Origin of the sequence: Bacillus sp. JJ1521 (assembly GCF_036965165.1) — a bacterium.
GTDB lineage: Bacteria > Bacillota > Bacilli > Bacillales > Bacillaceae_L > Ferdinandcohnia.
This window is the reverse complement of sequence record NZ_JBALOX010000068.1, coordinates 41,997-57,460: the sequence shown is the minus strand read 5'-3', so window position 1 is coordinate 57,460 and position 15,464 is coordinate 41,997. Positions and strand designations below refer to the sequence as shown.

The following is a 15,464-nucleotide window of genomic DNA, read 5'->3' as shown; positions in this document are numbered from 1 at the left end:
ACTCTGAAATAGGATAAAATAGAACGTATGTACGATATTGAGATAGGACGGTGACGAAATTGCAATTTATCAGCAATAAATTGTTAACGGGATTAAACGAACAACAACAAGAAGCGGTTAAAGCGACAGATGGTCCACTCTTAATAATGGCCGGCGCGGGGAGTGGAAAGACTCGGGTTCTGACACACCGTATTGCGTATTTAATGGTGGAAAAGCAAATTGCGCCATGGAATATTTTAGCGATTACCTTTACAAACAAGGCTGCTCGTGAAATGAAGGAGCGTGTTCAAGGGATCTTGGGCGGCGCGGCTGAGGACATCTGGATTTCAACGTTCCACTCCATGTGTGTTCGAATTTTACGAAGAGATATCGATCGCATGGGGTTCAGCCGGAATTTTTCAATTTTGGACACAACTGACCAGCTTTCGGTTATCAAAAATATTCTAAAAGAAAAAAACATCGATCCGAAGAAATTTGATCCACGTACGATTCTCGGTACCATTAGCGGTGCGAAAAACGAATTACAAACACCGGAGGATTATGAGAAAACAGCGGGTGGTATGTATGAGCAAATTGTAAGTGATGTCTATAAGTTGTATCAAAAACGACTTCGCAAAAACCAGGCACTCGATTTTGATGATCTGATTATGACGACCATTCAGCTTTTCCAGCGGATTCCTGAGGTGTTGGAATTCTATCAACGCAAGTTTCAATATATTCATGTGGATGAGTATCAGGATACAAACCGTGCACAGTATATGCTAGTTAAGCTCCTTGCTTTGCGTTTTAAAAATTTATGTGTTGTAGGGGATTCCGATCAGTCCATCTATCGTTGGCGTGGGGCTGATATTGCCAATATCCTCTCATTTGAAAAGGACTATAAAAATGCAAAAGTGATTCTTCTTGAACAAAATTACCGTTCAACACAAAGAATCCTGAAGGCAGCAAATCAAGTCATCCAAAACAATATGAATCGTAAAGCCAAAAATCTTTGGACGGAGAATGATGAAGGGAAAAAGCTTTTCTATTACCGTGCGGACAGTGAGTCTGGGGAAGCACAGTTTGTGGCTGGAAAAATACGTGAACTTGTAGATGGTGGAAACCGTTCCTATAAGGATATCGCGATTTTATATCGAACCAATGCACAATCCCGTGTAATGGAGGAAGTTTTACTTAAATCCAATATCAACTACCAAATTGTCGGCGGTATAAAGTTCTATGATCGTAAAGAAATAAAAGATATTTTAGCGTACTTACGCGTGATTGCAAATCCAGATGACGATATTAGTTTAACTCGAATTATTAATGTGCCGAAGCGTGGAATTGGTGCGACCTCGATTGATAAAATTGCAAATTATGCGATTGCACAAGACCTTTCGATATTCCAAGCGTTGCTGGAGGTTGAGCAAATTGGTTTAAGTGCGAAAATAACCAATTCATTACGTGAGTTTCGCGATTTAATCAACAATTGGGACCAAATGCAGGATTACTTATCGGTTACTGAATTGGTCGAGAACGTGTTAGAGAAAACTGGCTACCTAGAAGCGTTAAAGACTGAAAAAACGCTTGAATCCCAAAGTCGAATTGAGAACATCGAAGAATTTTTATCTGTTACGCAAAACTTTGAGAAGGCTAACGATGATAAGAGTCTGGTTGCTTTTTTAACTGATTTAGCATTGGTAGCAGACATTGATAAGCTTGACGAAGATGAAAATGATAAACATAATGCAGTTGTCTTGATGACTCTGCACTCTGCAAAAGGACTTGAGTTCCCTGTGGTCTTTTTAATGGGAATGGAAGAAGGGGTCTTTCCGCATAGTCGTTCTCTTATGGAAGAGGCCGAAATGGAGGAAGAGCGCCGACTTGCATATGTGGGAATCACAAGAGCAGAGGAAGAATTATATATATCGAATGCACAAATGAGAACTCTATATGGTCGGACGTCAATGAATCCAGTATCACGTTTTATTGCGGAAATTCCAGAAGAGCTTCTCGAAGATTTAGGTGAACAGCGTAGGCAGCAAATGCGTACACCGTTTTCTTCATCATCTTCACCTTCGAGACAACCTGAACGAAGAGTCTTCTCAAAACCAATTGCACAATCAACTGGTGGAGATGAAATTGGCTGGAAGGTTGGCGACAAGGCAGAGCATAAAAAATGGGGAATTGGTACGGTCGTCAGTGTAAAAGGAGAAGGGGAATCGAAGGAATTGGATATTGCATTCCCTAGTCCTACTGGAATCAAACGATTACTTGCAAAATTTGCTCCAATCACAAAGTCAAATTAGGAAAGCGAGGATTGGATGTATGGACAAAGTGGCAGTACAAGAAAGAGTTCGTGAACTTCATGAGCTTTTAAATCAGTACAATTATGAATACCATGTGTTGGATAAACCTTCTGTACCAGATGCAGAATATGATCGGTTAATGCGGGAGTTAATCCAGCTTGAGGAGGATTTCCCGGAATTAAGGACGGGGGATTCCCCTACAGTCCGCGTCGGTGGACAGGTTCTTGAATCCTTTCAAAAAGTAGAGCACCGAATTCCCATGCTGAGTCTAGGAAATGCATTTAATGAGCAGGATTTGCGTGATTTTGACCGTCGTGCCAGACAGGCAGTTGGGGATTCTATTTCTTATGTGTGCGAGCTAAAGATCGATGGTCTTGCTGTGTCGCTTCGCTATGAGCAAGGACTTTTTCTTCAAGGCTCAACACGTGGTGATGGTGAAATTGGAGAAGATATTACCGTTAATTTAAAGACCATTCGTTCCATTCCCCTTCGTTTAAAGAAGGCACTTGATATTGAGGTGCGCGGGGAAGCTTTTATGCCAAGAAAATCCTTCGAAAAGCTAAATGCGACAAGACTTGAGAACGAAGAAGAACCATTTGCAAATCCACGGAACGCAGCAGCCGGTTCATTAAGGCAGCTTGACCCGAAAATTGCCGCAAGCCGCAATCTAGATATCTTTTTATATGCCATTGCTAACACTGCGAATCTAGGCGTTGATTCCCATAGTGAAGGCCTTGATATGCTAGATGAAGCAGGGTTTAAAACAAACCCTGAACGTAGAAAATGTGCAACCGTTGAGGAAATCCTTGATTATATTTCGGAATGGACAGAAAAACGTCCATCCCTTGCGTATGATATTGATGGAATTGTGATAAAGGTTGATTCATTTGACCAACAGGATGAGCTCGGTTTTACAGCAAAAAGTCCACGTTGGGCAATTGCCTATAAGTTTCCGGCAGAAGAGGTTGTTACAAAGCTGATTGATATCGAGCTAAGTGTAGGAAGAACCGGTGTTATCACGCCAACAGCAATATTAGAGCCCGTTCGTGTTGCGGGTACAACCGTTCAACGGGCATCTCTTCATAATGAGGATTTAATCCGTGAAAAGGATATTCGAATTGGAGATTCGGTTGTTGTGAAAAAGGCAGGAGACATCATTCCGGAGGTTGTGAATGTTCTTGTTGAAAAAAGAACTGGCGAAGAGTCAGAGTTCTTTATGCCGACACAATGTCCAGAATGTGACAGTGATTTGGTCCGCTTAGATGGAGAAGTAGCATTACGCTGTATCAACCCGAAATGCCCTGCACAGATTAGGGAAGGTTTGATTCATTTCGTTTCCCGTAACGCGATGAATATTGACGGCCTCGGAGAAAAGGTCATTTCACAATTATTTGATGAAAAACTGATTACTGATGTTGCCGATATTTACACATTGACGCATGAACAGCTAATCCAACTTGAGCGAATGGGTGAAAAATCAGTAGATAATTTGCTTACTGCCATTGAGGCATCGAAATCGAATTCCTTAGAAAAGCTTTTATTTGGTTTAGGAATTCGCCATGTGGGGGCAAAGGCTGCAAAGACACTGGCACAGTATTTTGAAACGATGGAGAAGCTACAAGTTACGACCGAGGAAGAACTAACTTCAATTAATGAAATCGGTGAAAAAATGGCAGATGCAGTTGTCACCTATTTCGAGCAACCAGAGGTTCATGACCTTTTAAATGAACTGCGTGAATACGGGGTAAATATGGAATATAAGGGCCCTAAGCTTGTATCAGTGGAAGATAGTGATTCCTACTTTGCAGGAAAGACCGTCGTCCTTACTGGTAAGCTTGAGCAATTAACTAGAAATGACGCTAAAGCAAAGATTGAAGCTCTAGGAGGAAAGGTTACAGGAAGTGTAAGTAAAAGCACAGACCTTCTAATTGCAGGTGAAGCAGCAGGCTCGAAGCTTACAAAGGCGCAAGATTTGCAAATAGAGATTTGGGATGAGGATAGACTGGTACAAGAACTAAGGAAATAAGAGGTGTTCGAACTTGAGAAACCTATACATTCTAGGTTTGGCGTTGTTGCTGCTCTTATCTGGTTGTGCTCCGAAATTTGGCCAAGAGACAGAGGTCGTTCAGGATTCAGATAAAAAAGCAGAAAAAGCCATCATACCTAGATATAATATATCAGATTCCTATTATAAAGCGGTGATCCCTTATAAAACAGGAAAAGCACGGGGGATTGTCTCAGCTTATATTAATAACCGTTTAGATATTGATGAATTTGAGACGGGATTGATGCGAATCGCTCAGGATTCATTCCCATCAAATAAATACTTTTTCCAGGAAGGTCAGTATTTAGAAAAAAATACGATTCAAGACTGGTTAAAGCGAAAAAGATCTGATGCTCAACAAAAAGCTTATGAAGAGGCGAAAGCGAAAGCGAAAAAATCAAAAAACGTAAAAGAATTGCCTAATGAAGGGCTAAACCCAGTTTTTGATACACCGGATGAGGATCCAGGATATGAAGCGGCGATGCAAAAAAGCCCAATTTATATTGGAGCAATTACGGAGCAGAACTATTTAATAAAAAATAATGAGGATAAATTAGAGATTGGCGGGATTGTCATTGGGATTGGCATGAACTCCCATCACTATTATAATCTCCCGGCTTCGATGGGCGGTTATCCGAGAGATGTAGAGATTTCCGATGCTGATATCGAGAGAGAAGGAAAAATAGCAGCTGAGGAAATCATTAACCGAATTCGAACTGAGAAAGATTATGAAAGTATTCGTGATGTTCCTATCGTTGTCGCTTTATTTAAACAGCAGGCAGCTAGCTCTGTTGCTCCAGGGAACTTTATTATGAATGCAAAAGTAGATGGGAACTCCTCAAAAATTGGAAAGTGGGAAACCATTAATGAAAAGTATTTTTTCTTCCCATCAAATGAGGCAAAAAATAATAATCGTGAAGATTCGTTAATGGTACAAAACTTTTCTGATGCGATTGCAGACTTTTTCCCGAATTTCACTGCAGTAGTCGGAAAAGGCTTTTACAAGAATGATGAATTACAGGAGTTAACCTTAACCATTCCTATGCAATTCTATGGGAAATCAGAGGTCATCGGATTTACCCAATATGTAACGGGCCTAATTATGGAGCATTTTGATAATTATATTTCACTTCAAGTATATATCGAATCTGAAAATGGTGCAGAAAGTGTCATAATAAGGGATGCAGGAGAAACGGAACCGACGGTACATGTCTATAATTAAACTGGAAAAACAAGATCTAACCTTGGCGGTAGGTCTTGTTTTTTTGGATATGAAGGTTACAGAATATTACGAAAAACGTTTTTAATTTGATGGAAGCGCTTTATTTTAGTAGAATGATATTGTTAAGCTTTAAGACTACAATGGGAGGCGAAAAATAGAATGGTAGTACCTTATAAACATGAACCATTTACGGATTTTTCAATTGAAGAAAATAAGAAAGCGTTTGAAGCCGGTCTTAAAACTGTCGAAGCTTATTTAGGCAATGATTATGACCTAATCATTGGTGGTGAACGCATTTCAACCGAAGATAAAATCGTCTCTGTTAATCCTGCAAACAAGGAAGAAGTAATTGGCCGTGTTTCAAAAGCTAACCGTGAGTTAGCCGAAAAGGCCATGCAGGTTGCACATGAAACTTTCCAAACATGGAGAAAAACAAGCCCAGAAATGCGTGCTGATATTCTTTTTAGATCTGCAGCGATTGTTCGTCGCCGCAAGCATGAGTTTTCTGCTATTCTCGTAAAAGAAGCAGGTAAGCCATGGAATGAAGCGGATGCAGATACTGCAGAAGCTATTGATTTTATGGAGTATTACGGACGTCAAATGTTAAAATTAAAGAATGGAATTCCAGTAGAGAGTCGTCCAATTGAACATAATCGTTTTACGTACATCCCATTAGGTGTTGGGGTTGTTATTTCACCTTGGAACTTCGCATTTGCGATTATGGCTGGTATGACAACAGCTGCTTTAGTTTCAGGTAACACTGTATTACTAAAACCAGCTAGTACAACTCCAGTAATTGCTGCAAAGTTTATGGAAGTTCTTGAAGAAGCAGGACTACCTGCAGGGGTTGTTAACTTTATTCCTGGAAGTGGCTCTGAGGTAGGTGACTACTTAGTAGATCACGCGAAAACTCGCTTTATTAGTTTCACAGGTTCACGTGATGTTGGTCTACGAATCTATGAGCGTGCTTCCAAATTAAATGAAGGTCAAATCTGGTTAAAACGTGTCATCGCGGAGATGGGCGGTAAAGATACAATTGTTGTTGATAAAGAAGCAGATTTAGAATTAGCGGCTAAATCAATCGTTGCATCTGCATTTGGATTCTCAGGACAAAAGTGCTCAGCATGTTCACGAGCAGTTGTCGTTGAAGATGTATATGATGAGGTTCTATACCGTGCTGTTGAATTAACAAAAGAATTAACAGTGGGTGACCCTACACAAAGGGCAAACTTTATGGGACCGGTTAATGACCAAGGTGCTTATGACAAGATTATGAGCTATGTTGAGATTGGAAAGAAGGAAGGAAAGCTTCTTCATGGCGGAGAAGGTGACGACTCCAAAGGCTGGTTCATTCACCCAACCATCTTTGCTGATGTAGCAGAGGACGCTCGCATCATGAAAGAAGAAATCTTTGGCCCTGTTGTGGCATTCAGTAAAGCCCGTGACTTTGATCATGCAATCGACATTGCCAATAATACTGAGTACGGATTAACTGGTGCTGTTATTTCAAATAACCGTGCAAATATCGAAAAAGCAAAGGAAGATTTCCACGTGGGTAATCTTTACTTCAACCGTGGATGTACAGGTGCAATTGTTGGCTATCAACCATTTGGTGGCTTCAATATGTCCGGAACAGACTCAAAAGCGGGTGGACCAGACTACCTACTCCTTCACATGCAAGCAAAAACAATTTCAGAAATGTTTTAAAAAGAAACGCCCTCTTTTGTCGAAGAGAGGGCGTTCACTTTACTTTTTTATTTCATGATGGATATTTCTCTAAGAAAATCACTAAGAAGCTTATTCTGTATCTTCCTCTGCTCCATCCTCTGTTTCTGTTTGATCAGTATCAGTTTCTTCAGTATCTGGCTGTTGATCAGTATCTTCACTGCTGCACGCTGTCATTAAGAAAATTGCTAGTAGAGAAGCTCCAATTTTAAACAATAAGTTCTTTTTCATTGGTTTTCAATACCTCCAGATATCTATTTATTGATTAGCTAACCAAGCTGCCAATCTAGTAACAATATACATTAAATATTTTGCTAATAGACTTGATTTACAGTAATCATACAGATTCTTTACAGTGGACTGAAAAAGTAATGAAGTTGCAATGTTATCATGAAAAAAACGTGGAGAAACTCTCCACGCTTTTTAATGATGGTGATGACCTTTTTTCGGGTTTGTGATCATAAATTGTTCTTCGGGTAAGTAGAAAAATTGGATCCAAATACCATCTAAAAATTCAGCATCCCTCGTATCAAGAAGGACCTCAACACCTTTATCTGTTTTAACAATTTCATCGTGCTCTGTTGGGTTATCGAATTGAAGAGCATAGTGGGCATGGTTGCCGTGATGTTCTGTGATTACGACACGAAGCATTTTTCCGTCTGATTCTTCACTTTCGAGCATTTGCTTCATTACTTTTGCAGCGTTACGATTGATTTTTACATTCATACTGATTCTCCCATTTCCGATTTAAAATTTATACTACTTATTTTCTCAGTATTTCTGAAAAATAACAAATATATAGCCTCTTTCAGAAAAAATGAATCAAAGTAAAATAAATAAAGCCGTTACTTATTTTAAGAAAAAAGTAACGGCATTCTTTTGTCCATATTAAATTCCTAATCCTTCAAGATACTCATTTACTTGCTCAGGAGTTTTTGCGTTTGCACTGTGTAAGTGACCAAGCTTTTCTCCGCCTTTATAATAAAGAAGGCTTGGGATTCCCATTACAGCGTATTTCTCTGCGATTTCAGGGAACTCGTCCTTGTCCATGCTATACCAAGGTACACGATTATGAGTTTCAAGAACCACACCAATGAACGCTTCTAGGCGTCGGCAATCTGGACACCAAGTTGTATCAAATTTTACAATAGCCCCTTTAGATTGAATAATCTCATTAAATTGTTCAACAGAAGTAATCCTTTCCATACCTATCACTCCAAATGCTATAATTTGTAATTCTACTATAACAAATTCCATATCTAAAAGAAAAATAATCTGCCCAGTTGGATTTTTGGCTATGGTTCCACTTAAATTCGGGAAGAATGAGGGAGGAATTGTTGCCGAAATAGAGTAATTTTTGATATTATCAGTATATTGTATGGACGGTGGAGGTGAAGGGAAATGTCGAGGATTTCGATTGAAGAAGTAAAACATGTAGCAAATTTAGCACGTTTAGCCGTGACAGAGGACGAAGCAAAGATGTTCCAACAACAATTAGATGGAATTATTTCGTTTGCTGAGCAACTAAATGAATTAGATACAGAAAATGTGGAGCCAACTTCACATGTTCTTTCCGTAAAAAATGTAATGCGTGAAGATATCGCAAAAGAAGGATTACCAGTTGAAGAAGTATTGAAAAATGCACCGGATGCAAAAGATGGTCAATTCCGTGTACCATCTATCATTGAATAAAGGGGGGAGAAAAGTTGTCACTTTTTGATCATAAAGTCTCAGAATTACATTCACTTTTACATAAAAAAGAAATATCAGTCTCAGACCTTGTTGATGAATCATTTAAAAGAATCAACGCTGTTGATGATAAGGTACAGGCCTTTTTAACATTAAACGAAGATCATGCAAGGGAATATGCAAAGCAATTAGATGAAGCACTTGGAAACGGTGATGGTCAAGGTCTATTATTCGGTATGCCAATCGGTGTTAAAGACAATATAGTCACAAAAGGTCTTCGCACAACGGCGGCTAGTAAAATCCTAGAAAACTTTGATCCAATCTATGATGCGACAGTTGTCCAAAAGCTTAAGTCAGTTCAAACGGTTACGGTTGGTAAGCTTAACATGGATGAATTTGCTATGGGTTCATCAAATGAAAACTCCGGATTCAAGGTAACGAAAAATCCTTGGGATCTCGATCGGGTTCCAGGTGGATCTAGTGGTGGTTCGGCGGCAGCAGTTGCTGCAGGAGAANNGAGAAGTCCTATTCTCACTTGGTTCCGATACTGGTGGTTCAATTCGCCAGCCTGCAGCTTTTTGTGGAGTGGTTGGATTAAAGCCAACGTACGGAAGAGTATCGCGCTTTGGCTTAATCGCTTTTGCATCGTCATTAGATCAAATTGGACCGGTTACTCGCACAGTTGAGGACAATGCCTACCTTTTACAGGCAATTTCTGGCGTTGACCCAATGGATGCAACATCTGCAAATGTCGATGTACCAAACTATGTATCAGCCTTAACGGGTGATGTTAAGGGTCTAAAAATTGCGGTGCCAAAGGAATATCTTGGTGAGGGAGTTAACGAGGAAGTTCGCCAATCTATTCTTGATGCACTTAAGGTTCTTGAAGGTCTTGGTGCAACATGGGAAGAGGTTTCGCTTCCACATTCAAAATACGCATTAGCCACTTATTATTTATTATCATCATCAGAGGCATCTGCAAACCTTTCACGTTTTGACGGGGTTCGTTATGGATATCGTACAGACAATGCCGAAAATCTCATTGAAATGTACAAGCAGTCAAGAAGCGAGGGCTTCGGTGACGAGGTAAAACGTCGTATTATGCTAGGAACCTTTGCACTAAGCTCGGGTTATTATGATGCTTATTATAAAAAAGCACAAAAGGTTCGTACATTAATCAAAAAAGACTTTGAAGATGTATTTGAAAAATATGATGTCATCATTGGACCTACTACGCCAACACCAGCATTTAAGATTGGTGAAAACATGGATGACCCACTTACAATGTATGCGAATGATATTCTCACCATCCCAGTGAACCTAGCGGGTGTACCTGGAATATCAGTTCCTTGCGGCTTCTCAAACGGATTACCGCTTGGACTTCAAATTATTGGTAAGCATTTTGATGAAAGTACATTATATCGAGTTGCAGATGCGTTTGAAAAAGCAACCGATCATCATAAACAAAAACCACAATTGTAAGGGGGGAAAACAATAATGAAATTTGAAACAGTTATCGGGTTGGAGGTTCACGTTGAACTTAAAACCGAATCAAAAATATTTTCAAGCGCGCCAAACGAATTTGGAGCGGCTCCAAATACAAACACAAGTGTCATTGAATTAGGATACCCTGGTGTTCTTCCGGTTGTAAATAAAAAAGCCGTGGAGTGGGCAATGAAGGCTGCGATGGCTTTAAACTGTGAGATTAACCAGGAAACAAAATTTGACCGCAAAAACTATTTTTATCCGGATAATCCAAAGGCTTACCAAATTTCTCAATTTGATAAACCAATAGGAGAGCATGGCTGGATAGATATCGAAGTGAACGGTGAAAAGAAAAGAATCGGGATTACTCGTCTTCACTTAGAGGAAGATGCAGGTAAACTCACTCACTCTGGTCGTGGCTATTCATTGGTTGACTTGAACCGTCAAGGAACACCACTGATTGAAATCGTATCAGAACCAGACATTCGTACACCTGAAGAAGCATATGCCTACTTAGAAAAATTAAAATCAATCGTCCAATATACAGGTGTATCTGACTGTAAAATGGAGGAGGGCTCACTTCGATGTGATGCCAACATCTCATTGCGTCCAGTCGGTCAAGAAGAGTTTGGAACGAAGACTGAATTAAAGAACCTAAATTCATTTGCGTTCGTTAAAAATGGTCTTGAGTATGAAGAAATTCGCCAAGCAGAAGTTTTATCTGCAGGCGGGGTGATCGAACAGGAAACACGCCGCTATGATGAATCTTCAAAATCAACAATCTTGATGCGTGTTAAAGAAGGTTCAGATGACTATCGCTACTTCCCAGAGCCGGACTTAGTCGAACTTTACATTGACGATGAGTGGATGGAAAGAGTTCGTGCTGAAATTCCAGAGCTTCCAGATGCTCGTAAAAAACGTTATATTGAAGAACTTGGCCTGCCAGAATATGATGCATCTGTCCTTACTGTGACGAAGGAAACGTCTGATTTCTTTGCAGAAACAGTAGCAAATGGCGCAGATGCAAAACAAGCATCAAACTGGATAATGGGTGAAGTATCAGGTTATCTAAATGCGGAGCAGAAGGAACTACATGAAATAGCTTTAACTCCAGCAGGACTAGCTGGGATGATCAAGCTAATCGAAAACGGAACGATTTCCTCCAAAATCGCAAAAACCGTCTTTAAAGAGTTAATCGAAAATGGTGGAGACGCAGAAACGATCGTGAAGGAAAAAGGACTTGTTCAAATCTCAGATGAAGGTGCCCTAACGAAGATTATCGTTGAAGTTATTGGTAACAATCCACAATCTGTAGAAGACTTTAAGAGTGGAAAAGGAAAGGCAATCGGCTTCCTAGTTGGCCAAGTCATGAAACAAACAAAAGGACAAGCCAACCCACAAATGGTAAACAAGATTCTTGTTGAAGAAATGAATAAACTGTAATTGATGAAGGGGACCTACTTGGGAGTAGGTCTCTTTTTTTTTGTGCTATATGGGGGAGGTCTAGCGGTACAGGCTCCGGCTGAAATCGGGGAGAGCATGTTTACTTTAGTGAAAAGTGATATTAAAAATAAACGGAGTTTTTCCGGTTAAGCTGCAGAATAGGGCTCGGCACGGTGTATTTAAGCGGAGTATTTCCGATTAGGTAAGAAAAATCACCGATTTTCTCATTTTTTTAGTCAATAGGCGGAGTCCCTCCATCTATTTAGGCAATTTTCAGTTCTATTTCTTACATAAGCGTAATTTCTCCGCTTATTATCAAACTCGCTTTAGCTTTTCGAATGAGAAGTATATGTGATTTTGATTCATTGATTTTAATGGGTAAAAGACTTATCATTGAAAAAATAGGGGAATTTTGGAAAAGGGGAAGAATTAAATGAATCCAATGCTTAAAGAGTTTCCGGAGGAATTTACAACTGAAAGATTAGTCATTCGAATGCCAAAACCAGGAGATGGAAAGGCAGTACACGATGCAATTAAGGCTTCCATTAATGAGCTTAAACCTTGGATGCCTTTTGCTCAAAATGATCAAACTGAACAAGATGTTGAATTGAATATTAGATCAGCACATATATCCTTTATAAAAAGAGAGGATTTAAGATTGTTAGTATTTTTAAAGGAAACAGGAGAATTCATTGCTTCCTCAGGATTGCATAAAATAGACTGGGCTGTTCCAAAGTTCGAAATAGGTTATTGGATTGATAGTCGTTTTAGTGGTAAAGGCTATATGACTGAAGCGGTTAAGGGCATCGCTGATTTTGCTTTCCATGAGTTAAATGCAAGAAGAGTTGAAATTAGATGCGATGAAAAAAATAGTAAGAGTAGGGCGATTCCGCAAAAGTTAGGTTTTACCTTAGAAGCTATATTAAAAAACGATGATCTATCACCTGATTCCAACGAATTAAGAAATACTTGTATATATGCAAAAATAGTTTAGTACTTTGGAAGCCAACTTTAAAGGCATTGCAGTAAAGCAATGCCTTTGCGATTACATATACTCCTTAACTAATTCAAAACATCTTTCTTCTGTTAGATCTGCTGAAATGGTCGAATACTCCAAGTGCTCTGATGTGGTACCTTTATATTTTACTGATGCTTCTAATGCAGTATCATCTCTGTGGTTTATCCAATCCCGTTGCTCTTGCCTCAATTTGTCCATCTCGTTAGGAGGAAGTTGCTCATTTAGGACTCCATAAACTTCATTCAACAAATCATCCCAAATGTCCCATCGATCGTCTTCAACTGCTTTTAAAGCGTATGTTGCTGTACTTTCTGCTTCCATTTCATCCGTTACTTTTTTAGTATCTTTTAATTTCTTGAGATACTCTTCCTTTATATTCATTGTAGTCGTTTTAGACGTGTCTTCAACCTTTGGGGGTTCAGTTTTTGGAGTATCTACCTTTTCGTTATTATTATTGTTGGCAGTGTTTGCAGCATCTTCTGTAGAATCTACATTAGACGATTCGTCATATATATTTTGTGACTGTTCATCCGCCCCAGCACTTGATTGGTCAGTGAAGTTATTACAAGCCGCCAATAAAAAAGCCAATACTACAGTAAGTAATACGATCAAATATTTTTTATTGTTTTTCATAATCTATTCCTCCTCCATACATATTTTAACATAATAACTTATTTTTCCCTCGGTAAAATTCGACATATACCTGCGGAAAAACCAACCGTATATAAGCCCATTAAAAGTGATTATCAAAATATTGATCTTGATAGTAATGGAAGAGTGGATTATCGAAAGGTGTGGAGGAAATAAATTTAGCATCAAAAAAATTTTAAAACTCTGAAACCTTCGTCGATGTCATTCGTAATATAGGTATTAAGGTTTTTCGCCAAGGGGGAAATGATGATGGGTGACAGTTTTGTGTGGTATGTAATAGGTGGCATTCTTCTTCTTTATGTTTTAGTGATGATTCCGATACAGTACCGAAATATCGCAGCAACAAAGGAACAATTTAAGAAGACGAAAAAAACACATAACGAAACGTACGAAGATATGTCCTTTGAGGAACAGCAATTACAATTCAATCTTCAAGGAAGCCTCTTTAATTTACCATCAACCTTAATCGCAACCTTAATCTATAAAATACGTCATCGAAATAAATAACTGGTTCAGCAGACCTTCATTTTTGAGGGTCTTTTTTCGTGCTAAAAAATATTAATATTTTTTTTCAAAAAAACTGTAGGGTATAGTAGGTGTTAGTTCGTCTATTAGGGTAGACAAGAGAGAAAGGGGGAGAGTGCGATTCAAGATGAGGTTCTAATTGATAAGGCAAAAGCAGGGGATGAGCATGCCTTTCGCTTACTCGTTGAAAAATATAAGAATCTAGTATTTAAAGCCATTTATCCGGTTTTACGTCATGAAAAAGATGCCGAGGATGCTTCGCAGGAAGTATTTCTCAAAATCTATTATGCACTCCCCCAATATAGTGCACAGGGCTTTAAAACATGGATTACCCGAATTGCAGTGAATCATGCAATCGATGTAAAACGGAAGAAGCAGCGGCAACATGAGATGATTTTAGAGCCGGATGATCTTCCAGCACTCTCTTCGTCAGAGGAAGCAGTCGTGATTCCACTTTTACGAAAAGAACAAAGAGAACTGGTTAAAAACCGGTTACACGATATGCCAGCGAATTATCGAAAAGTGATCGAAGCCTACTACATAGCGGAAAAAAGCTATAAACAAATCGCGGATGAACAGCAGGTCGAGGTAAAAACCGTTGAAACCAAGCTGTACCGAGCCCGAAATTGGATGAAGAAACATTGGAAGGAGGATGATTTTTAAATGGGGCATTTCAGCAATGAAGAGTGGTTGTTATATATAAAGGATCAGCTAGAAGAACCAAAGCGGGAAGAACTCGAAAATCACCTATTTTCCTGTGACCAATGTTTAGAATTCTATATGGAATTAGTGGAGGACCAAGTTAGGGTGCTACCTAACCTTGAAAATGATAGCTTTACAGACGAAGTTTTCGTCAAGCTTCCAATAAAAAAGGAAAAGCAAGGAAAAACATTTTTACAAAGTCCGATTTTTCATTACGGGGTTGCAGCAGTCGTGACATTAACACTTATGTCGACCGGTGTTTTCCAAAGCATGACGGGTATTGTCGGAACAGTGGAGGCGACTAGTTTTTCAGAGCAAAAACAATCTGTTTCAAATAGTTTAATGGAAAAAGCATTATCGCTTTTTGACATAATTGGAGCAAATCATGAGGAGGGAGAAAAATGAGTTATAACCCAGTACTAGCATTTTTTCTATCGTTTATTCCAGGAGTGGGACATTTTTATGTAAATCGAAAAATAAGAGGCTTTTTATATGGGGTAGGAGCGTTTGGCTCCATTCTATTAGGAATCTTTAGTTACATGATGGTTGGCTATGAAGATCCATTATTGGTCGGGTTCATTTGTGCATTTTTTGTTGCTGCCATCAATGTGTTGGATATGATTATCTTCCTGTTGCGAAATAACAAACATAATCAAAATCAGCAAGTGATCC

14 protein-coding genes and 2 pseudogenes (1 of these 16 only partly in view) are annotated in these 15,464 nt (G+C 39.1%); 12 read left to right on the top strand and 4 right to left on the bottom strand.

The window, feature by feature from the left end:
• Positions 1-59: 59 nt before the first annotated feature.
• The 4 genes from pcrA (at position 60) to pruA (ending at position 7,261) form a co-directional block, all read left to right on the top strand.
• Positions 60-2,288: a DNA helicase PcrA gene (gene pcrA, locus V7147_RS10840; protein WP_335367890.1), complete on the top strand. Its 2,229-nt coding sequence runs from the start codon at positions 60-62 to the stop codon at positions 2,286-2,288.
• 19 nt (positions 2,289-2,307) lie between these two features.
• On the top strand, positions 2,308-4,314 hold the full coding sequence (ligA, locus tag V7147_RS10835; protein ID WP_335367868.1) for an NAD-dependent DNA ligase LigA: 2,007 nt from the start codon (positions 2,308-2,310) through the stop codon (positions 4,312-4,314).
• A 13-nt stretch (positions 4,315-4,327) separates the two neighbouring features.
• Positions 4,328-5,554, top strand: a complete 1,227-nt coding sequence (locus V7147_RS10830; RefSeq protein WP_335367867.1) for a CamS family sex pheromone protein — start codon at positions 4,328-4,330, stop codon at positions 5,552-5,554.
• Between the two features lie 159 nt (positions 5,555-5,713).
• On the top strand, positions 5,714-7,261 hold the full coding sequence (pruA, locus tag V7147_RS10825) for an L-glutamate gamma-semialdehyde dehydrogenase (RefSeq protein ID WP_335367866.1): 1,548 nt from the start codon (positions 5,714-5,716) through the stop codon (positions 7,259-7,261).
• A gap of 90 nt (positions 7,262-7,351) precedes the next feature.
• Here pruA and V7147_RS10820 read toward each other — a convergent pair whose 3' ends face one another.
• The 3 genes from V7147_RS10820 to V7147_RS10810 form a co-directional block, all read right to left on the bottom strand.
• The gene (locus tag V7147_RS10820) at positions 7,352-7,510 is read right to left on the bottom strand and encodes a hypothetical protein (protein WP_335367865.1); all 159 of its coding nucleotides are present in this window, start codon (positions 7,508-7,510) and stop codon (positions 7,352-7,354) included.
• 192 nt (positions 7,511-7,702) lie between these two features.
• Entirely contained in the window at positions 7,703-8,005 is a 303-nt protein-coding gene (locus V7147_RS10815) for an iron-sulfur cluster assembly accessory protein (RefSeq protein WP_335367864.1), read from the bottom strand.
• A gap of 162 nt (positions 8,006-8,167) precedes the next feature.
• Positions 8,168-8,485 carry a thioredoxin family protein gene (locus V7147_RS10810; RefSeq protein ID WP_335367863.1) on the bottom strand — a complete coding sequence of 106 codons (318 nt, stop codon included), beginning with the start codon at positions 8,483-8,485 and terminating at the stop codon, positions 8,168-8,170.
• Positions 8,486-8,680: 195 nt separating this feature from the next.
• Between V7147_RS10810 and gatC the strand changes: the two genes are divergently transcribed.
• The 4 genes and pseudogenes from gatC to V7147_RS10790 all read left to right on the top strand — a co-directional run bounded on the left by gatC (position 8,681) and on the right by V7147_RS10790 (position 12,890).
• Complete coding sequence (gene gatC, locus V7147_RS10805; protein ID WP_335367862.1) at positions 8,681-8,971, top strand: Asp-tRNA(Asn)/Glu-tRNA(Gln) amidotransferase subunit GatC; 291 nt, start codon at positions 8,681-8,683, stop codon at positions 8,969-8,971.
• A 14-nt stretch (positions 8,972-8,985) separates the two neighbouring features.
• Positions 8,986-10,450 (top strand): annotated as a pseudogene (gene gatA / locus V7147_RS10800) (Asp-tRNA(Asn)/Glu-tRNA(Gln) amidotransferase subunit GatA).
• 15 nt (positions 10,451-10,465) lie between these two features.
• A complete protein-coding gene (gene gatB, locus V7147_RS10795) occupies positions 10,466-11,896 on the top strand; it encodes an Asp-tRNA(Asn)/Glu-tRNA(Gln) amidotransferase subunit GatB (RefSeq protein WP_335367861.1) in 1,431 nt (476 codons plus the stop codon).
• Between the two features lie 433 nt (positions 11,897-12,329).
• Entirely contained in the window at positions 12,330-12,890 is a 561-nt protein-coding gene (locus tag V7147_RS10790) for a GNAT family N-acetyltransferase (RefSeq protein WP_335367860.1), read from the top strand.
• A gap of 51 nt (positions 12,891-12,941) precedes the next feature.
• On the opposite strand, the gene V7147_RS10785 is transcribed toward V7147_RS10790, so the two are convergent.
• Entirely contained in the window at positions 12,942-13,547 is a 606-nt protein-coding gene (locus V7147_RS10785; protein WP_335367859.1) for a lysozyme inhibitor LprI family protein, read from the bottom strand.
• Positions 13,548-13,814: 267 nt separating this feature from the next.
• Here V7147_RS10785 and V7147_RS10780 point away from each other — a divergent pair, with 267 nt between their 5' ends.
• The 4 genes and pseudogenes from V7147_RS10780 to V7147_RS10765 all read left to right on the top strand — a co-directional run.
• The gene (locus V7147_RS10780) at positions 13,815-14,072 is read left to right on the top strand and encodes a DUF3949 domain-containing protein (RefSeq protein WP_335367858.1); all 258 of its coding nucleotides are present in this window, start codon (positions 13,815-13,817) and stop codon (positions 14,070-14,072) included.
• 138 nt (positions 14,073-14,210) lie between these two features.
• Positions 14,211-14,753: a sigma-70 family RNA polymerase sigma factor gene (locus V7147_RS10775; RefSeq protein WP_335367889.1), complete on the top strand. Its 543-nt coding sequence runs from the start codon at positions 14,211-14,213 to the stop codon at positions 14,751-14,753.
• Positions 14,754-15,197 carry a hypothetical protein gene (locus V7147_RS10770; protein ID WP_335367857.1) on the top strand — a complete coding sequence of 148 codons (444 nt, stop codon included), beginning with the start codon at positions 14,754-14,756 and terminating at the stop codon, positions 15,195-15,197. It begins immediately after the preceding gene.
• Positions 15,194-15,464 (top strand): annotated as a pseudogene (locus V7147_RS10765) (hypothetical protein) (it continues 789 nt past the right edge of the window). Before V7147_RS10770 ends, V7147_RS10765 begins: the two are co-directional and overlap by 4 nt.